The sequence below is a fragment of the uncultured Prevotella sp. genome, assembly GCF_946407605.1.
Classification (GTDB): domain Bacteria; phylum Bacteroidota; class Bacteroidia; order Bacteroidales; family Bacteroidaceae; genus Prevotella.
Map to the genome: position 1 here is coordinate 1 of NZ_CAMJOS010000001.1, position 19,816 is coordinate 19,816.

The window sequence follows — 19,816 nt, forward strand, 5'->3', positions numbered from 1 at the left end:
AGTACAACTTTTCTCTGAAACAAACAAAGAATTTAATAACAATTTGGTTGTTTGGTAAGTTTTTATTTGGTTGTTTGGTAAGTTTTCGCTTGGTTATTTGACAAGTATTCATTTGGTTATTTGGCAAGTATTCGTTTGGTTATTTGGCAAGTATTCTCGCTTGGGATAGCTCAAGCGAGCTTGGCTCTCCGCTCGCTCGTGCGTCGGTTCTGATGATTAATGCCTCTCATCATCACATGGAAGATACCAGTACTTGATTCCTTTCTCGCTTGTCTTGGCATGTTATACGTTTATCGCGGCAATTTTATGGCAATTTTGCTGATGTCACTGACCTGTCCCCCTGCCATTTTCATCTCCCGCTGATACGTCACCCTCATCGGAAACCACGTCTTGGGGTCACCACACATCCTTGTGTCGCGTCCCAATTCACTTCCCGTTTCTTTCGTCGTCATCATATCACTCTGGTCTTCAGTCGCTTTATGATTTCAACTCTTGATTCCATATCACCATGGAGTTTTATCATTACGCCACAAAAATACAAATTTTATTTTAATTACGATCTATTCCTGCAACTTTTTATCGATTTTTCTTCTTTTTTTCTCCAAAACAACAAAACGCCCCTGAAAAGAGATTCTCTTCTCAAGAGCGTTTTGCTTTGGATATTGATTACAGACTCGTGGGCGACAGATCTTTGTCAGTACCTGTCCCTTAGCATCTTGACATCAGCCTTGACTCCCTGTATCTAATATTTATTCTTTATCAAAGTATTCATTTATTACCTTTGTGCTTTCCTCTGCATTTGCACCATAGCCAGAAGAGCTCTTTACAATTATTTTGTAGACGTCTTCAGATTTAATACCCGAATCAACACACTTAACAATACAATTATCTCCACTTTTATGCACAGAACCTGTAATATAGCCCGCAGCAAAGGTTGTCACGACAACACCCAACTGGTAATTTTCATTACCTTTAAACAGACTATTCAGATTAAATATCTTACCCGTTTCTACTCCTCTCAGGCATGCATAAATTACTAACAATCCATTATAAGAGATTCGTTTTAAAAAAGAATTTGAATTCATATTAGTTGTCTTATCATTCGTCGTATTTTGAAGAGTGATATTTTGCATTTGTATCTGTTCCGAAAGGGTTTCCTCAGTTTTTTGCATACGATCATTAAGCCTTTTTCCAATCTCATCAACAATGCTATTCATCTGGCATGAAATATCTGTAGACGTTTTTTCTAGATTGTTTTCAGCCTCCTTTAAATTTGTCAACGTGTTCTCAATCTGTATTGACACTTTATTAATAGTTCCGAATTGTTTATATATATCCGAACTCGATTGCACAGTAACAAATATCGCTAGAACAGAAAGAACTAATGAAGTAATCGTGGATCCAAAAGACAAGTATGTAAATATTTCATTATCAGGTCCACCATATTTTCCTGTAATAAGCATTATAACAGCAAAACTCAAAAAGCCAGCGATGTAATTTCTATGAACCTTAATTATCTTCTTGGACATGAAACAATCTGTAATATCAAATATTTTTCGTTCAAAAAGATAGTCGCAAACAATTGAAACAAGTGCAATTACCGTCGCACAGATAATCATCAAGATAATAACATTCGTATCCATAGTTCTGAATATTGATTAATCTACTTTAATTTTACTATATCATTAACAAAAAAACTGCGATATTGGTTAATCCGTTACAGGGACAGTATAAGATTGTTGAATTGAATTCTGACATCACAGTTGATCATATTCTTTGTTCAATACTATTAGTCAGATTATGCAATATCTTTCCTCCTTAAAACTATTGCAAATCTATGAAATAATGAAATATCATTATATCCGATTTACTTGCCCGTTTGTTTTTGGATAAATATTTGGTTACTGTACCTACAGCCCCACAGGCATGAAGTAACTCGTCATCGTCTCTCCAATCTACACCAGACAATGGTGATTGACTAGCAAGATTTGTAATCCATGAATTAATCTGTTCCATCCAATATTTCGAATCATGGACAAACACATATCCCAACATGCCACAATGAGGCAAATGTGGAGAATGTATCTCACGCTTAAAACGCTCTATCCCGCCTCTTTCCCCACAAACATATTCTTTATTAGCTGAAGATGGCGATAGTTTTTTTGCTTCAAATTCAAAGAGGGGACGCATCGGATTCATTTCCTTGTCTTTTACAAACACACCCATATCACTTTCCCTGTAACCGACAATCTGCGTGGGATTTTTCCCAAACCAAAATGGCAGAAAGCCATCTAAACTCATATTGAGATGAGAGCATAGCAAATCTGTTATTCGATTCTCCCCGACAGGACTGCCCTGAGCTTTAAAATAAGCCACGAAATCTGGAAGATGATTATCCATATACGATACGACTACAGCCTCAACCTCCTCCCATGAAGAAAACAATCTCGTACCAGTAATTGATGATGTATTCTGTTCTCTAAACATGGGTTAGCATTTGAATATTATCAGCAAAAATATCGTCAGAGTCTCTCAATGCCATGGATTGCAGCCAGTATCTTCTATTTTTGGGCTTTACCAATATCACAATACCACTACCACCAATTTTTAATATTTTCTGGATATATGCGGAATTAATATGCTTGTCACGAGATGGGAATAACGATCTCAAATAGCCAGCAATATCATCGTTCTTTTCCTCCAAATAATGTATTTCGCCTATCTTTCGGAATTCAAACTGTACAGCATAATAATCACCAGCATCAATAACCTTGGACAATGAATATTCATTATCTTCACACTTGGCATAACTGTTCAGTCCTTTACAAAATACATCTGCAAAAAGAATTAGTTCTTTAGGTGAAACATTTTCTTGGTAAAGTTTCTTATGTATGGATTGCTTTCTCGGATTTGAATAGTACTCAAGCGCATCATTCATTATAATCTTATCAGCCTCCGTAAGCTTTACATAAAAATCCTCTTCTGGATATGGGAGGTTTTCTATGTCTTCGTCGTAAAAAGAATTAACTTTTATAACGCCAACTCGACTGCTCATTGCCTGTACAAGGAATCGGAGAAGTACGCCGTTCTTCTCTAAGTAATCAGCCAAGTGCTTTAAGATACCAATATCTTCTTGTGGGGCATGAATCGAATAAATACCACACTTAAAAGTAACATATTCGTTGTAAAGACAAGAAATTAGACCGTCTTTTTTTAATACCTTCCTGATTAATAAATGAGGTGGTTCGAACAATATTTTAGATGTTCGGCGCCAAAAACGATTAATAGTACAAACTCCCAATTTATTATGGGAATAGTCACCCTTAAATGATTCGGTGTCAAGAAAGGCCTGACCATAAATATAATCAAGTTCAATTTTATTTCCCTCTATAAATCCTTCTCCACTTGCCCAACCTTCGCTTTCCTTTTGCCTTAAGAATTCACCAATAGTCCTGCATTTTGTGAATTTATCAATCATTCTGTTTACGCGATAGCCGCCAAGCAAATTGGATTTCCAGATATATGGATTGTAAATGGCATCATGCTTACTCACATAATGAAAATCGTAGTAATCAAATTCCAAGAAGAGTTTGTGGGTATTTGAGAAAGAACGATTCGCTACCAGATGAAGAACATTCTTTGTATCAGGCTTAGAGTTCTCTAAAAAAACTGCTGCCGTTGCCACTCTCTTCCTTCCCCATAACTTGTCATCCAAGTTTGTAAAATCAATAACCTGCAGCAGATTGTGTTTGCCAAACAAAGACTCCTTAAATTTCTCGTCTTTCTGATAAAGTAAAGGGTTGGATGGCTGAATCATACACAGCAACCCCCTATCCTTCAGCAATGGCATTGAATTACTAAGAAAGTGAAGTGCAGGATTTTCATCAGGGATAATTATATTGCTTTGATATCCATATAACTTCTTCACCTCATTAAAATAATCCTTCCTACTCGGTTCCTTGCTGTTTTCCTTCTTCAAATTAAACGGAGGATTGCCTATTACCAAGTCAAAAACACCATAGTTCCGTGAATCTGTTATGTATTCAAAGAAATTCTGGCAGCTTATATTTCTGTCAATTCTTGGAAATTTAAGTTCATTCCACAGGGGTGGATTAAGATCTACCTCATCAAGAATCGCCAATGCCAAACTAAAAACAGAGAGATTGATAGCATCTCGCTCTACATCCACACCATATACAGAATTTGTTAGAATTGTCTTCAGAGTCTCGAGGTTTGGTTTCTTTAGTTCACCAGTTTGTTTCCACTGCTCGTATCGCCACCACTGAATAAGTCGTTTGTAGGCTTTTACCAAGAAAATACCTGAGCCGCAACTCACATCAATCAGTTTGAAGTTCTTTTGCGGCTTATCAATAGGCATACACTCATCTATGAGAGTAGAAACAATCATCTCTGGCGTATAAACGATATCCTTACTGTCAGTAAGAAGTTCCTCATATACAGAACTAATAATCTCTACGGGTAAGCAAGAGAAAGAATATTTACGCCAAAGCAGATATTGATTATCCTCAATATTAGCATCAAGGTAATCAGCCAGTTTCTTGACTTCTGTCTGTTGGATAGCAGCTCTATCCTCGACCTGTGTCTCAACATCCCATTCAAAAATTTTACCATTAAAATCCTTAGAGAGTAAGTCAAGAAGATCCAATAGCTTACCAGCTCTTATGGTGGAGCAGAAATCATCACAATTAAAGTTAACCTTAAAGTAATGGGATGCAAAATATCCACTTTTGTTTGAATCGTCACGTTCCTCGATATACTTGATGAGCAAGCACTGCATAAGCAAACGGAGAGCCACATGCCTGTCAAGACCTGATTGAGACCGAAAATCTGTAAATACGCTTTTCAAGCCCCTAATCAAATCCTTCGTCGCTGTCTGATCAAAATTATTGTTCTGTTCTTTATCCAGTAACTCCCAAAACATACCATTTGCGAACTCAGATGATGGGAATTTGTCAAAAGAGTCAGCTGCACATTTTAAAATTTCAGATATACTCTCATTGGAATTATCCGGTGTCAATCTTGCATTACAGATTGTAATTTGTGCTTTCTCAACAATCATATATGCAGGTACTTGACTTCCATTCCACATAGCTTTATGCACATTCTTCCGATGATCTTCAGAATATGCTTTGATCGTAAAATCAAAAATATACATCTGTGGAATGTATGTTTTCCTATCAGCATAGTAACGAAAATAAACAGCATCCGCATTAAACCTGCTTCGAGCTGTCTCAAGCGCAAACAGAATGGACGGATCAGACACATCATTCTTGTTAGTAAAAACCACACCGCTACATTCCTGGCCTTTTTTAAGAACCGGGACACGAATTCCGTTTATAGTATTCTCAAATATATCTGAAACCACCATTTATTATCTCCGAATTTGTTTGCAAATTTAATATTAATATTACAAATTCACAAGAAATTGCGCAATTATTCTTAATTAACATATCATTTTATACATATTTCCATTCAAATCTGAACAAAAAAAACGCTGATTAGCATATTAACCAGCGTTTTTATCTTTTAAAAATACTCTCTTACTTGTCCCTTCCTCTACTCAAACTTCTTATTCAACCACAAAGAGGCATGTGCACCCCGCACATACCCCTTCACAATCTCCTTTATCATATTCATAAATCCCTGACTCCGTAGTTCTTTAAGCCCCGCCGCAATCTCATCTATCGCAACAGCACCTCCCAACGACCTATACACATACAGCGGCGTCACGCACCCAAAAATCGCGGTTAAGCGAGAGCAATGCCAAGTTTACTTGAGTTTTGCCAAGTGTGAGCGATTTCGACAAGGTCAAATCCATGGAGCCCGAACGGGCTTCGTTCTCCATAAAATCTTTCAGTCTATCTGTAATACTATCCATACATTTAATATCAACCTGCTATTTGCCATAAATCACTCAGCTAGCACTCTCGCTCTACCCAAGCTCTACCCATACTCACTGAGTATACCTAGAGTATATCTAGAGTATAGGTAGAGTATGGCTAGAAGCAGTCTAGAGTATGGCTAGAGTATGGCTAAGGCTGTTTACGACCAAGTTTCGGTATGACATTGCTACCAATTTTTGCGTTACCTTCGTCAAAACGTAAAGCACTAGCAATCCTCTTGCGATCGTTAATCTCCACGTAGTTGTTATACAGATAAGAACGAACCCTTGCACGGATGATGGTCATAGCCGCAGAGTTGTCCTTGTATTTTTCTACTAGTTTCTTAAGGTCATCAACAGCCAGTTTAGAATAGACGGACTCGATGGAGAAGGTGACAATCTCTGCCGCAGGCGAGGCTATCTCTTTTGAGGCATCGTTATACAACCAGCGCAGTTCCTTCACACCAACGGAATTGATGATTTTGCTGAACGTGAACAAGCAGAAACGGAAGGTAGTCAGCTCACAGAAATAGTTGATGTGGTCGCGAATCTTCATGGAGTCGCCATCAAGTTTCTCATCTTTGACAATATCCTCAATGAGGGCTTTCTTTTCGTTTGCGAGTGTGGAGCCCAGATAGCTGACAGTACGGAAACCAGCATAGTAAAGCTCTACCAGCATTTCTTTCAGTTTACTTTTCTCCAACGTATTGCGACGGTTCTTGATAATCTGGCCAACAACCTCGATGGAGCGCATGGCCTTATCTATCTTCTTAAACCGTTCATTCTGACGTTTCTCCTCCTCCAGATGTTCACGCTCCCTTTCAGCCGTATCCTGTTGACGAAGGAATTTCTCACGGGCCTTCTTAGGGTCAGACTTCTTGAATACATCTACGGTCTCCTTTTTCATCTCATCGCAGAGACGTGCTACTGAAGCATAGAAACTGTCATCCTTTTCGAGGGTGATGGGTTCGACATCTTCAATAGAAGCCATCAGCGTGAAGATGGTTTCGTCAATGAAAGAGACATCATCAATGTGGTAAGTCAGGAAAATCAGGATGTTGGCAACTTCCTCAGACTCTATCTCATTGCACAATGCTTGAATAATGTGCTTTCCTTCCTGACTGTTGATAATGCCAGAGATATATTCAGCTACCGTGAAGTAGTACACATATTTGTAACCAAACTTGTAGTAGCATTCATCTTCACATACCAACAGACCAGCATTAAGGAGCACTCTCTTGCAAGTATCATAGCTTGCGATGATATACTTATCCTTGTAGTCTTCAAAGAACTCCTGAAGTTCCTCCTCAGAAAGACTCTCCATCTTCTTGGTGAACTTGTAGAAAGCGAAATGTTTCAAGAAATTCCTGTACTGGGATACATCCTCATCCTTGACCTGCGTAAGCAACGCACAAGTGATAATGGCATCATAACAATGGCCATAGGCGGTCTGCGAATAGTTTTGGCCCGCCATTTTGGTGCTTGACAGCAACAACGAGAGAATATAGATGGGATAAGGAGGTATATACTCCTTGCCGAGGAACTGCTGCACCATGCGAAGCGCTTCGTTGGTCTTGTCGAGCATCTCTTGTGGGGAAATGCTCTGATTATCGAAACGCTCGTAGAACTTCTCGATTAGCTTTGCACGTTTCTCGTATCCAAAAGACTTAATGTGGTAGAGTGCCGTCTGGTCCTTGTCGAAATATTTCTGTGATTCAACAATAAACTTATCTTCCCTGACGGTAATAATAACCCTACTGAACAGAAGGAGCAAGTCTTTAATCATCTTTTCTTTGACATTGCGCGGAAGTTTGCACTTATCAAAGTTATCGAGTAGCAAAACCTTTGCAGACTTATCGTATTGCTCATACTTCTCATAGTCTGCAAACTCAGGCATATACTGTCTATCGTAGGCATTACGCAGTATGCGTTTCAGATTATCGTTGTTGATATCCTTACCACAGAGCATCAACGGATACTTGTGTGCGTTGGCCAAAGACATATAGTACATGTGGCACAGACTAGTCTTGCCACACTGATTGCCTCCTTCTAGAATGAATAGCGAATGGTCGGCATCGCCAATAAGCTGGTCGGCACTCAAGTATTTGCCATCAATATCAGTCTTGTTGACACGGTCGTTCATAGACTCCAGGTCGGGATAGATGTAAATCTCGGACAACTTAAGTTTCTCCTTCTCATGATTATATATAGGAGTAGGCATTTCGTCCAGATTCTGGAAGAATTCCGTATTACTGCGGAAAGCACCAGACTTACGCTCGCTGCTGATATTGCGTGATTGGCTGCTGATTGTCATGTAGATGGCGTTCTTGGGCGAGTACTTAAAGGTGGTCTGATTGCAAGTAGACTGTTCAGTATCAATCACCAGAACCTCAAACATAGACTCCTCTACCCCTGTGGTCTTATCCTTGGAATAGAAGGCTGCGCCCTCATATTCGCTGATATATCCATCCGTGAGATTGTCCGTCTTGCCCGTAGCCATGAACTCATGCTCATGACCATAGATAAGGATGTTGGATGAACCAGCTACGCGGCGCATAAACTTGGTCTTGTTCTGTTTGCCAACAGCCAACCAATTGTAGTAGTGGTGCATGACTGAGACAACCATATCTACCGGTTTCTTGTCTGCAGACATCTTCACACCGTCCATAGGCATGAAGATGGTGCCCTGCGCATCCTTTTTACCACACATCCACGCGGTATTGTAAAGGTTGAAGCGTATCTGAAAATCGCCCACCTTATCTTCAATAGAACTTAGCAGCGTAGGTTTGTATGCTGCATCATCATTTATCTTTCTTATGAAGTCTGCATAGGCAGATTGTGTACCCACAATGTTCTCGAAGATGCTTTCGTCAATTTCCGGATAACTGTCCTGCACACTTTGTAGCAGGACGGAGCGCATCTTGTTCTCCTCCTTCAGGAATACATCATGATTACCGGGGACACAGAGGATACGCTTCTCAACTGGAATAGCACCATTGTAGTTGTTAGTGAGGCCGGATTTCAGACGTGTAAAGAACGTGACAGCATGTTCATATTGTTCCGCCAAACCCTCGTTGGCTATATCGCCCGACACCACCACATATATCTTATTACAGTCAGCAAAGGCCATTTTTACAGCATTGGCCACTTGGTGTGCCCTATCAATAATCCAAGCAGCATTGGCACTGTTTATATGTAGGTCTGAAAGATGTAATATAGCTATTTTCATCTTGTTCCCTGTTTGCGATATTTGCACTTCGCGTTGGGGTGACTTATGCTTAACCACCTCAGAAGGCATAACGCTGGTATGATTCTTTTCCGAAATGGTGTTATCAGCGGTCCCTCCCGATTTTTGAAGAGCAATTTTGATGGCCGAATCGCCAATGTAGATATTTTGCTTGGCCTCCTGGGCATTGGGCAGTATCTGATTGCTTCCGCCCTTAATATCGAACGTATTATCTGACATTGCTTTATACCTTATTATATTTTTATTTGTTTCTGAGGGTGCGCTTTCGCTCCGACCACGCGTTGTTTATTTGGACACGCAAGTTGCTGATGCCACGTCCTTTATCGACACCATTGATAAAGGGGAGCAGGGTCTTGATAAATTCTTCCTTCACAATACGCTCCTCAGTGATAAGGGGCTCATTCTCGCACATCATGGCAACGACCTTACCTACGTCGGCAGCATTCTCACACACGGCAAGTTGGGCCTCATAGTTGCGAAGCGACTCTTCTTTCTCTATGTACACGAGCAACCTACGCTCATCGTCAGTGAGCGGTGGCTCTGCAGCAGCCCCTTTGCGAAGGGCTTCCTTGGCGAACTGGTCACCATAGAAATGCTGCTCTGCTTTGGTGGCATTGGGCAGTATCTGATTACTCCCGCCATAGATATTGAAAGTGATGTTATTTTTGTCTTCTTCCATGATGATTTCTAGCTATTCTTAAATCAATAATCAATGATATTTAAACCGTTTTTGAACGCCTTTTAACGGAATTGAAAAGGCGTGCTTTCTTCTATATCTTTGCATCGAAATCCAACGAGAAAAGCATCCCGGGTAAGCCGCTCTCCGAAGGTTTCTACGAGACAACAAACATTAGTATAACAATTTAAAATGTAACGCGTATGCAAAACATGCTTTTCACACCGCACTTCTCTCAGATGGAGTTCACCGAGAGCCCTACTGCCAAGAAGCGCGGTATCGACAACACTCCGACGCCAGCGGTCGTGAACAACCTCCGCTCACTTTGCGTCAACACCATGGAGCCACTTCGCGAAGAGCTGCAACTCCCAGTCATCATCACCTCCGGTTATCGCGCCAAGGCACTCAACGACATTCTGTCTCACAGTTCACACAAGAGCCAGCATTTGCAGGGGCTCGCCTGTGACTTCTACGTAGGCTGGAACAAGAACAATCGCGGCCAGTCTGGAGTCTGTGGTCTCAACGCTCGTGAGCGCCTCATCAAGGCCTTCCGTCTCATCTTGACGAGTGAGAAGATCGATTACGACCAGCTCATTCTATACCCCAACTTCATCCATGTGAGCTTCGTGTCCCACGAGTCCAACCGCCACTACATCATGAAAGCGGATGGCAACGGTCGCTACGGACGAGTAACCCGCGCTCAGGCGCTCCTTCTCGAATAAAGTGTAAAGTGTATGGTGTATAGTGTAAAGTCAGAGGAAGCTTTGTAAAGTGTATAGTGTAAAGCTATCTGCCTTCGGCTTGATACGAATTGCGTAGTCCGGATAAAAGACGAGCGACCTCCGTAACAAGTTCATCCATGCTAAGACGTTCGCTTGTGGTTATATACCCTAAGTCTTCAGCTACCTCGAACTGAGAAGAGACCTCCATCAGGGAACCAAAGGCAATTTCAATGAAATGTATCTTGTCTTTTACTGAAAAGCGGTTAACCCCCTCAGCAATATTAGAGGTAATAGACACAGAAGATCTCCTAAGTTGATCGCACATCGCGTAACGCTCTTCAGCAGGGAACTTCTTCAGAAGCTGATAAGTACGTTTAACAACCTCTTTCGCTTTCTGATATGCTATCAACTTCCTGTAACTGAATACTTCCATACTCTAAACTTTAAACTGCAAAACTGACTTTAAACTATAAACGTTCAACATTAAACTTTATTAATTATGGCACAGATCAAACAAGTCGGCATTGGCCGCAAAAGTTCAGGTACCATCGATGGTATCACGTATTACACTCTCAACGGCAAAACCTATGCCCGTAGTACTCCAACCATTCCAGCCAGTGTGTTCAACACCACTGAGGCTCGCATCCGTCAGGCTATCTTTAAGTTCATCCAGATGCACTTGAAGCACCACCTGCGCACCATCCGTCAGACCGTCACCGGCAAGAACGGTTCTCCCAGCAACCGCTACTACAGCATCAACGGCAAGGCCCTGTCCTTAGCTCTCCATACGCTGGCTGAGCAGTATGTTGGCGGTGCAGATGTGACCATCACCGATATCGAGGCCGCCATCAGCACCTATGCTGCTGAGCATCCCACCTCTATCAAGATTGTCTCCAAGAGTGGTTATCAGGATGTGTACCTCACTGGGCCCTGGCCTGCAACCATCACCCTCAATGCTTCTGCTGGTGACAACACCGTCATCATCACCGTGAACGAGCATGGCGAGCAGACCGTGATTAACACCGATGGATCGGTCTCGGTTTCAGGTAATCAGGGTTCAGGTTCCAATACGAATAACACGAATGGCGGTTCGTCGACAGGCTCAGAAACCGGTGGTGACAACACTGGTGGCTCTTCGACCGGCTCAGATACCGGCGGCGGCAATAACCCAGGCGGCGGCGACGGTGACGATGATGACAACATGAACTAAGCTAAAGGCTTAATTCGTGTATAGTGTATAGTGTAAAGTTTAGAGTCAGTGGCGAGCTTCGCTCGACAGTGTAATGTGGATAGTATAAAGTGTATCGCTGCTGGCTCTCTACTTTCAACTTTCAACTGTCTTTAAACATTAAACTTTAAACAATTAACTTTATTTATCATGAATAAATTTTTCCAGAAGCTTCTCAAGAAAGCAGTAAAAAAGTCGGTAGATGCCGCAGTCGAGAACCCCGAAATCCTTGTTCCTGCATCGGAGCAGGAGTCAGCCCCTGACAAGGTACCCGACGTTAGTGTCAAACCTAAGGATCCTATGTGGGTGATTATTCTGAAGATCCTGTCTTATATCATTACCCTCATCCTCGGTTTCGTTACTTCCAGCTGCACCAGCCATCTCTTCTAATCGCTTCGCTTAGTTTCAGGTTCCAAGTTTCAGGTTTCAAGTTTCAGGTTTCAAGTAGGTTCCTGGCTCCAAGCACAGGCTCAGGCATTTTACATGAAACCTGAAACTTGAAACCTGAAACTAGGCCTTCAGGCCCACCTGAAACATGAAACGTGACACTTGAAACTAATTTTAATTTAAAATTATCATGCTATGCGCAAAATCGAATATATCTTCATTGACTCAGATTGTCCGAATGACAATGGTAAGTCTCGTCACCATGCTGTGTCTCTCTTCCGACACCACTTCATTATTAACGAAGAGGGACTTGTCCTCCATCCCATCGACATCAGTTCAACGGTCAACCTCATTGAAGGTCCCATCTACGACCGCGACAAGTACAACAAATGCTCTATCAGCATCCACTACTGCGGCTCCCTTGAACCTGGAACATTGAACGTTGAACTAATAGCGAAGCTCATACGTTTGCTCGTTGGCCTTCGCTCTCGCTTCCCCGAAGCCAAGATCCTTGGCGTTTCAGAACTCGATGGCAAGGAACTCTACAGCAAGAACATCATCGTCAGCGATACCATGAATGTTTTGAGACGTGAACTTAGCGACTATCCCTAAGGGCAGAACCTTGAACCTTTAAACTTTGAACAATAGAGGCTTCCGTTCGCACGGTTGTCTCTATTTTTGGTTGGTGTGGTTCCTTTTGTCGTTTTGTGAACCTCCGGGACGGGGCCCTGTTTCATTACATACGGAATATCATACTATCGAGAGTAGCAATAAATTGGTAATAGTCTTCTGGTTCCTCGAAGATATTGACTTCGTCTCCCTCCTTCTCGCTCGGGATAGCTCAAGCGAGCTTGGCTCTCCGCTCGCTCGTGCGTCGGTTCTGGTGATTCTTGCGTCCCTACGGTAGCAAGCGTCCAAAGGCCGAGCGAATGCCTCGCATCATCACATGAAATATCCCTGTTCCAGACTCTACCCTTGCCTTACGTGGCATAAAATTGTGATATTAAAAGCATCAAGCTTGAACTCTTTATTTATCTGATGTCAGTTTCCTGTCCCCTTGCCATTATTTCGCAGAACCAAGCTCCATAACAACCATAAGTCTGCATATCTCAGCCTTCAACAAAGCACGCTGAGGTTTTTTATTTTAGTTTCTTCTGTGGTTTGTTTGTGCCTAATTCAATCTGCTTTTTCATTTCAAGCAGACGTTTTTCAGCAGCATGAACTATATTTTCGAAAGGAGCTTCTATTTCAGCATAAACCCTCACATCTGGAGTGCCCTCGTGACACTCATGCTGCCCACTCATCATTGTTACCTTAAAACAATTAAGTTTCTTGGTAGTTTCGGCTATAAAATATGCACGATTACACTTCAATCTATCACCAACAGCAAGGTGTACCGAAGGTTTCTTCGTTGCCGCAGTCTTAGCATCATTTGAAGGAAGAGCAACAGTTATCTCTGTGCTTCCATCTCGCGAGCACTTGTATTTTCTTCCTTTGAAACCTGTTGGAGATGCAATGTAGGCATTGGCTTGTTTAACAAGCTTCTTGAACTTAATCAATACTCGTTTGCCATCAATACAATCACCACCATTATAATATTCTGCCATAGATGATATCCTTAATAGGTCTGCAACACTTCCATTGCTCTATCCATGTCCAACGAGAATACCTCGGACACCTCATCCACCGAGCTTTTCTCTCGCCCTAGTTTCTTCATAATTTCAGAAACCTGAATGACCTGTTTAACAGTGGGTACAACTGTTGGTGAAGGTATCAAATAACGATCTTCATTTTCTTCCAACTCTTTGTCAAACTCTTCCTCACTGATATCCTCGGATTCTAATGCCTGGCTTAATTCAATGAAGTCAATCTTGCGATATAAATTTCGCAAAGCTTGCAGATATAAACTCTCCTTTTCCTCAGAAAGAAATCTCTTTATCCACAATTGCGCATCATTCTTACCTTTAGAAGTAGCTCTATATGCAATAACCTCAATACCGTCTCCCTTTTTGTTGGTACGAGTATATTTTGATATTTGAACAAACTGTTCGTTCTCCACTGAATCTTCCACTTCCGAAAGATCCTTGGTTGTTGTGTTAGAAAGTAAGCTCATATCCCAAAAAGTTCGCTAATTCAGTTATTATAATTTTAAAAATAGAAGTGCCATCTTGTCCTTTCGGCGGTGTCACATAATGGAAATTGCATCTTATTTCAGCTACACTACCTGAATTTCGCACATCAAAACTACGAATAGCACCATCTTTTACCGCACTAAACGTTTGTGAGTTGCTCGTGTAAACATCTATAGTCTGCGGCTTTATAATTCCTGCAATTTTCGTCTTCTCAAATTCATCTTTTGCAAGAGTAAGGTTCAAATTATATCCAACGGCAGTAATAGGAGTAAATGGAAGGACTTCATAAAGATGCTTATAGATTTCCTCCATTTGAATGAGAACATCCATAGATTTAGCATCCGTTTTCATCTCTATACCCCTGTCAGTCATTAATAACTGAATACCTTTCCATGCATAAGTGAGATTCATTTGCTTTTCATTAAGTGCAATATTCATCGTATCACCTTCAGGCATAGAAAAGACATTAGTTGATACCCATTCTGGCGTAAATATACGAGGATTCCAACTACCCACACTGACTATAGAAGCTGTTATTTCCATTATTTTTTCCGTTTTTGGGGTGCAAAGTTACTTATTATTTTTTAATCTATTGCAATTTTTATGCCAATTTTTAGTCATTTTTGCACTTTTACTTCATTTTTGTGCAATTTTGTGCGCTTTTTCTCGCATTTTCTGCTAAAACTCTGGATCATTCACCATGAACCGTGAACCCAGAACCATCATTGTTCCCTCTCTTCGACTTATATTCCACTTTTGCAGCAGTAGCCTTTTTCTTATATGGTTTATATGTCTTGTTGTTCTCCATTGAATTAAATCATTAACCGTGAATCATGAACCATGAACCATAAATTTCTTCATCATCAGGGTGCGCTACAACAATCAAATACTTCATTATATTCTTTGTTTAATTTATTTGTATCTTTAGAAAAACTCCTTATCCATATAAGCCATTACTTGGAAGCCTTTATCCACCCTTTTAAACTTGTTGTATCTCTTGATGATATTTCATTCAACCTAATCGAATAGGTTGAAGGGCTCTCAACAACTACGGGTTCTTTATCTATTTTCTTCGATACATCTTTAACGATAGAATTAAGACTATCAAAGCGTTCTATTAGTTCAAGTTGTGCTGAATTATCATTATCTTGTTTAAGCACCTTGCCTATATTTACGAAAAAGAAATAAACAATTATAGCAAGAACCGCCCAAAATACAATAATTGACTTATGTGTACAAAGCCAATCCAACAATATATTCAAGCATGCCTCATTCCTTGATTTCCTTTCTGAGGTACGATAATAAAGGTAATGAGACTTTAATTCCAACCATTTTCTCTCTATATAATCTCGGGCTCTTACATTATTTATATCATAGAGAGTTCTTTCCACTAGCATATAGAGTTGTTTCTCGTTCTTGCCAATGGCGATCTTTGTTGCTGCTCTAAATTTTATCTTACCCTGATTATAATTTGTATTAAAATCGTTACTATTTGTAATATACTTGTAATTCAGAAACAACTTCTTAGCGATACTCCCTTCGTAAATAGTAAAGGTCTTTCTTACAGCCTGATCAAAGCTATCAATTCTATTTCTTATAGCCGAATACCAACCTATTATTTCTTTAGCTTCCAGTTCTCCCTTAAATAAACTTGCATAGAAATTGTTGATTTCCGACTTAATGGCAGCCAACTCCTGTATATAGTAATCCTTTATGGCTCGTGTTCTTGAGTCGCGAACTGAAACCATATGGGTAATCACAAAACCGATGACTACTGTGACTACGATATCCAGAATAGCCAGCAAATCAGAGAGTTCCATCTGAAACACGTTCAATTATGTCGCCATTATTATTTATTCCATGCACCTTATACTTCATTGTCGCCTTAGGTGCTTCCCCGTTTTCACGCCGTTCCTGCCATTGCGGTATAGACTCTTCCTTTATCATTCGAGGCCATTCTGGCTCATCTGCCGATTCGATAATGAGATACTCGTCTAACGAAGCAGCACCAAAATCAAATGTCAATTGTCCAAATGCTTCATCAAGGAAAGACGAAGCAAATCCTGCTGTTCCATCAAGGTTTACAACAAGTTTCTTTCCTTCCCTATAACACTTCAGAAAAAGCGGATTAAGCTTTTCAACATAGAATTTCTCACCTGATTCCGGTCCTTGTTCATCGTACCTCGGTCCAGGATATTCCGTGAAATCTATCACATTCAAATATTCTTTTTGCATTCCCATTTATTATAATTATCTTTAGTAAAACTCCATGAGTATAAAACCCCAAAGTATTCATTCCTTGTTTTCTCATATGTTTTGCTTGCCATGTCATACCAAACCTTGTTTGTCAAGATCTTCATATTATCTACATAGCCAGCATCATAGTTCTCCTTTATCTTGGGTAGCCCCTTATGGCGGTTTATTTCCTTTGTTCTTGATTGATAACCTTTATTGAGCAAATCCTCCAGTATATCGCCGTCGCTTCTAAATTTATCAACAAACATTTCAGGCAACTTCTTTTGGATTGTACGCATAATACCTTCTCCAGTATCTACGACAATAAAATTCACTCTATCTGTCTCGTAGGAAACTGACACCACCCAGTTCTTGTCTCTTTCCTTCTTATTGGCGTGTTCAACAGAATTTGAGCAAATTTCAATAAGCATTGTATAAATTGGTTGGAAATGTCGTTCTTCACCAGTTAGGTATCCCACAGCTTCTTTTACAGATTGCCCTATTTTTTTATTATCAACTCTTTTTGATCCTACAATATAAAGTTGATTATTGTACTTTTTCGTCTTCAATGGTTTAAATGCAGACTGCATAATATCTGCGAAACCTGACTCCACCAGTACTTGCCTAGCTTCATTATTTATAGGATAATTACCTCTAGAGCCTATTCCATTGGCATTTATCTTATTTATCAGAGAGAGGAACAAACAAATAGCAGTGATGTCAATACTCGTTACCGCTGCTAAATCATAGTTATATCTCTTTTCCTGTACGCGATTCTTTAAGGTCTTATAATGATGAAATGCCTCGTTCAGAAAACGAAGAACAGATTCCTTATCTTTTTCAAAAGAGAAAGTTGCAGGAAGAGTTTTTTCAAGTTTCACTCTTCGAAAGTTTTTCAACTCTTCGCGCATCTTTCTCCTGCGAAATGACCGAGGAGCTCTAACCGTTGATGAAGGTATAAGCTTTTGCTTTTTCTTCATCTTAGCATTGCGCTTCTTCTTTTTCTTTTGTGAGTTGTCCTTCTCTTTCTTACGAGTATCTATCACCTCATTCTTTATCTCTGGCATATATCCATGCAAATCCTTATCAAATACACCTCATAATCAAACTCACCATATTCTCAGCAAACACATCTCTAAGGTCTACTCCATTCGGCAGTTTTGGACCACCCACATGGAAATGAGTGGTCACTTCAACCACCTCATATCCATTATCGTGAGCCAACTGATAAGCATCTCTTACGGTCTGTCCATAAGTACGACTTGCTGCAACAATCACTTCACAATCAGCAGCAATACATTTTTCAATCCATGCTTTCTGGTTTGAATAAGGATCGCCCTGACTCTCAACACCAATAACATGTTCCTCACCCTCATTGCCTTTGACTTTTCCTATTACATACGAGTCATAATCATCATTATGCCAAGGACTGATGAAGGTCGAAAATGGCATCTTCATTGCCAGTCTTTTTATACTCTGGGATTTTCCCCTCTCAGAGGATCCCCATACCAAAATCATTGTTTTCATAAGCATCATAAAAATCTATGAATGAAAACTATTTTGTGCAGAAGCATTCAGTATCTCTGTCCTATAAGTATCCATTAAGTTTATGACAGTGTCAGCAATATCGATAGCATCATCAGTATCATATAATCTTATCTCACCATGCGCGAACTTATTACGATCTCCAACAATTTTTTCATTGATATATATTTCTTTCGTATCAAACACATTAGACCGTAAGCCTACGTTATACAAAATCTTTTTAAGTACATCAAAATTAAGATTACTCTCTGTATCGCATAAATCATCCACATCAACAGTAAGAACCTTGTTATTGTATAGGCAATCTTCTGTCAACAGTATTTTATTCACTACACTGTCACTATTTTTCATAATCTGCCTATATGTAAGAGCTGATCTAAGTTCTTGCGAATATTGGTTTGCGTTTAAGCCCTGGAACTGCACATACTTCATATAAATCCTAGTAGCGTTCTTAACAAACCCTTCCCAATGAGAATAAGACATCACCACAAGACACTTTGCCAACAGAAGTTCATTTTTCGCTTTTGCATTAAGCAGTAACCCTTTCAGGTTGATAAGTTCCTTTTTTCTTTGAGCGATATCATTATCAACTTTCTCCTGTAGTTCTGTCAAACTTCTAATTTTCATAGAATGTATCCGCTAATGGTAGTGTTCTGCTTAATCTTCCTGCTGCGCTATTACCTCTCCATGACACTTCATTGTCATCAACTTTACCCCATAGATCTTTTATATGCTGCAGTAAATCAAAATTGGCAGGCATGTCACCACCATGTCTTCCAAGACCAATTGCGATTATCTCGAACGCGCCTATACTAAGACCACCTTTAAATCTGTCTAAATCCCTATAATACTTACAGAACACATCATCAGACAATTCATTGTCGAGTTGTTCAAATGTTCGGCGGAAAATTCTCTCTTCTTCTACCCAATCAATCTGATCGTTTTCAAATAAAGAAAGAATCCTTTCATTCAGATATTCGCCAAAATCACTAGCATTTCTCACATTTTCAATACTATCTTGGCGAAGACATATAAAACGCGTTACCAGTTCCATATCATAGCGCTCACTATACATCTTACCATTAATACGAAGAGTGCCCTTGAAATGTTCATCATTAGACAAGTTCTGTATAATATTAAATTTATCCCGATTAGTCATTACCATAAGGCAGTTTCTAACCTCTTGATCTGTTAATGTAGAGCCACCAGTGTTTAAACGCTGAAACAATTCATATTTACTACTAGCATCACTATTCTTTAACAATATATTCAAACTGATTTTAGCTCTCTTAAGATACCTCTGCTCTACATCAGTAAATGAATTCGCTTCATCATTAACATCTTTATATTTCTTCCCCTCAAGACTTGGAAGCATCTTGGTTCCCTTCAAAACCAATGGTGGTAAAGTGTTATTATTTTCATCTTTGTATATACCTACGAATTGGAAAATTGTAGATAGCCTTTGAAGGCCATCCACAACGTCCCAAACACCATCTTCGCGCTGTGAAACAAAAATAGGAGGTACAGGGATATTTAGTAGGAAAGATTCAATAAGTCTAGTTTTCTGATAATCAGACCACCTGTAAAACCTTTGAAATTCAGGATGAATATCAAGGTCCCCCTCTTTATACATACTTATTATTTCACCAAGAGAGATAGAATAGCTATCAGCTTGGATATTTTTACTCTTCTCAGTTATTTCATCAATAAGTGCCATATTATGTTTTAGTTAAATATTAAAC

The 19,816-nt window shown here is 39.9% G+C and carries 19 protein-coding genes and 1 pseudogene; 5 read left to right on the plus strand and 15 right to left on the minus strand.

Translation table 11 applies throughout. The features are described from left to right. Positions 1-749: 749 nt before the first annotated feature. The 5 genes from Q0R57_RS00005 to Q0R57_RS00025 form a co-directional block, all read right to left on the minus strand. A complete protein-coding gene (locus tag Q0R57_RS00005) occupies positions 750-1,643 on the minus strand; it encodes a hypothetical protein (RefSeq protein ID WP_294742520.1) in 894 nt (297 codons plus the stop codon). A 181-nt stretch (positions 1,644-1,824) separates the two neighbouring features. After that, positions 1,825-2,487: a hypothetical protein gene (locus Q0R57_RS00010; RefSeq protein ID WP_294742523.1), complete on the minus strand. Its 663-nt coding sequence runs from the start codon at positions 2,485-2,487 to the stop codon at positions 1,825-1,827. After that, positions 2,480-5,389 (minus strand): N-6 DNA methylase, encoded by a 2,910-nt coding sequence (locus Q0R57_RS00015; protein WP_294742525.1) that lies wholly within the window; start codon positions 5,387-5,389, stop codon positions 2,480-2,482. Before Q0R57_RS00015 ends, Q0R57_RS00010 begins: the two co-directional genes overlap by 8 nt. A gap of 664 nt (positions 5,390-6,053) precedes the next feature. Continuing rightward, a complete protein-coding gene (locus Q0R57_RS00020; RefSeq protein ID WP_294742529.1) occupies positions 6,054-9,131 on the minus strand; it encodes a metallophosphoesterase in 3,078 nt (1,025 codons plus the stop codon). Positions 9,132-9,390: 259 nt separating this feature from the next. Beyond that, the gene (locus Q0R57_RS00025; protein ID WP_294742531.1) at positions 9,391-9,828 is read right to left on the minus strand and encodes a hypothetical protein; all 438 of its coding nucleotides are present in this window, start codon (positions 9,826-9,828) and stop codon (positions 9,391-9,393) included. 236 nt (positions 9,829-10,064) lie between these two features. Here Q0R57_RS00025 and Q0R57_RS14705 point away from each other — a divergent pair. Together Q0R57_RS14705 and Q0R57_RS00030 are read left to right on the plus strand one after the other, a co-directional pair. Beyond that, positions 10,065-10,250, plus strand: a pseudogene (locus tag Q0R57_RS14705) (D-Ala-D-Ala carboxypeptidase family metallohydrolase); the annotation flags it as partial. A gap of 21 nt (positions 10,251-10,271) precedes the next feature. After that, a complete protein-coding gene (locus Q0R57_RS00030) occupies positions 10,272-10,547 on the plus strand; it encodes a hypothetical protein (RefSeq protein ID WP_294742534.1) in 276 nt (91 codons plus the stop codon). A gap of 64 nt (positions 10,548-10,611) precedes the next feature. Here Q0R57_RS00030 and Q0R57_RS00035 read toward each other — a convergent pair whose 3' ends face one another. Continuing rightward, on the minus strand, positions 10,612-10,980 hold the full coding sequence (locus Q0R57_RS00035) for a four helix bundle protein (RefSeq protein WP_294742536.1): 369 nt from the start codon (positions 10,978-10,980) through the stop codon (positions 10,612-10,614). Between the two features lie 66 nt (positions 10,981-11,046). Between Q0R57_RS00035 and Q0R57_RS00040 the strand changes: the two genes are divergently transcribed. From Q0R57_RS00040 to Q0R57_RS00050, 3 genes are all read left to right on the plus strand, one after another. Continuing rightward, positions 11,047-11,757 (plus strand): hypothetical protein, encoded by a 711-nt coding sequence (locus Q0R57_RS00040; RefSeq protein ID WP_294742539.1) that lies wholly within the window; start codon positions 11,047-11,049, stop codon positions 11,755-11,757. 168 nt (positions 11,758-11,925) lie between these two features. Continuing rightward, the gene (locus Q0R57_RS00045; RefSeq protein WP_294742541.1) at positions 11,926-12,165 is read left to right on the plus strand and encodes a hypothetical protein; all 240 of its coding nucleotides are present in this window, start codon (positions 11,926-11,928) and stop codon (positions 12,163-12,165) included. Between the two features lie 192 nt (positions 12,166-12,357). Then, positions 12,358-12,774, plus strand: coding sequence for a hypothetical protein (locus Q0R57_RS00050; RefSeq protein ID WP_294742544.1), 417 nt, complete (start codon positions 12,358-12,360; stop codon positions 12,772-12,774). A gap of 527 nt (positions 12,775-13,301) precedes the next feature. Here Q0R57_RS00050 and Q0R57_RS00055 read toward each other — a convergent pair. From Q0R57_RS00055 to Q0R57_RS00095, 9 genes are all read right to left on the minus strand, one after another. Beyond that, the gene (locus tag Q0R57_RS00055) at positions 13,302-13,769 is read right to left on the minus strand and encodes a hypothetical protein (protein WP_294742547.1); all 468 of its coding nucleotides are present in this window, start codon (positions 13,767-13,769) and stop codon (positions 13,302-13,304) included. A gap of 11 nt (positions 13,770-13,780) precedes the next feature. Then, positions 13,781-14,275 (minus strand): hypothetical protein, encoded by a 495-nt coding sequence (locus Q0R57_RS00060; protein WP_294742548.1) that lies wholly within the window; start codon positions 14,273-14,275, stop codon positions 13,781-13,783. Beyond that, positions 14,259-14,837: a hypothetical protein gene (locus tag Q0R57_RS00065; RefSeq protein WP_294742551.1), complete on the minus strand. Its 579-nt coding sequence runs from the start codon at positions 14,835-14,837 to the stop codon at positions 14,259-14,261. The genes Q0R57_RS00060 and Q0R57_RS00065 overlap by 17 nt, the downstream gene beginning before the upstream one ends. Before the next feature lie 410 nt (positions 14,838-15,247). Next, the gene (locus Q0R57_RS00070; RefSeq protein ID WP_294742555.1) at positions 15,248-16,114 is read right to left on the minus strand and encodes a hypothetical protein; all 867 of its coding nucleotides are present in this window, start codon (positions 16,112-16,114) and stop codon (positions 15,248-15,250) included. Continuing rightward, positions 16,101-16,529, minus strand: coding sequence for an STAS-like domain-containing protein (locus Q0R57_RS00075; RefSeq protein WP_294742556.1), 429 nt, complete (start codon positions 16,527-16,529; stop codon positions 16,101-16,103). Before Q0R57_RS00075 ends, Q0R57_RS00070 begins: the two co-directional genes overlap by 14 nt. After that, the gene (locus tag Q0R57_RS00080) at positions 16,511-17,596 is read right to left on the minus strand and encodes an ATP-binding protein (protein WP_294742558.1); all 1,086 of its coding nucleotides are present in this window, start codon (positions 17,594-17,596) and stop codon (positions 16,511-16,513) included. Before Q0R57_RS00080 ends, Q0R57_RS00075 begins: the two co-directional genes overlap by 19 nt. A 19-nt stretch (positions 17,597-17,615) precedes the next feature. Beyond that, a complete protein-coding gene (locus tag Q0R57_RS00085) occupies positions 17,616-18,056 on the minus strand; it encodes a hypothetical protein (RefSeq protein WP_294742560.1) in 441 nt (146 codons plus the stop codon). A 15-nt stretch (positions 18,057-18,071) separates the two neighbouring features. Further along, a complete protein-coding gene (locus Q0R57_RS00090) occupies positions 18,072-18,686 on the minus strand; it encodes an MAE_28990/MAE_18760 family HEPN-like nuclease (protein WP_294742562.1) in 615 nt (204 codons plus the stop codon). Between the two features lie 4 nt (positions 18,687-18,690). Then, the gene (locus tag Q0R57_RS00095) at positions 18,691-19,791 is read right to left on the minus strand and encodes a DUF262 domain-containing protein (protein ID WP_294742564.1); all 1,101 of its coding nucleotides are present in this window, start codon (positions 19,789-19,791) and stop codon (positions 18,691-18,693) included. Positions 19,792-19,816 lie beyond the last annotated feature (25 nt).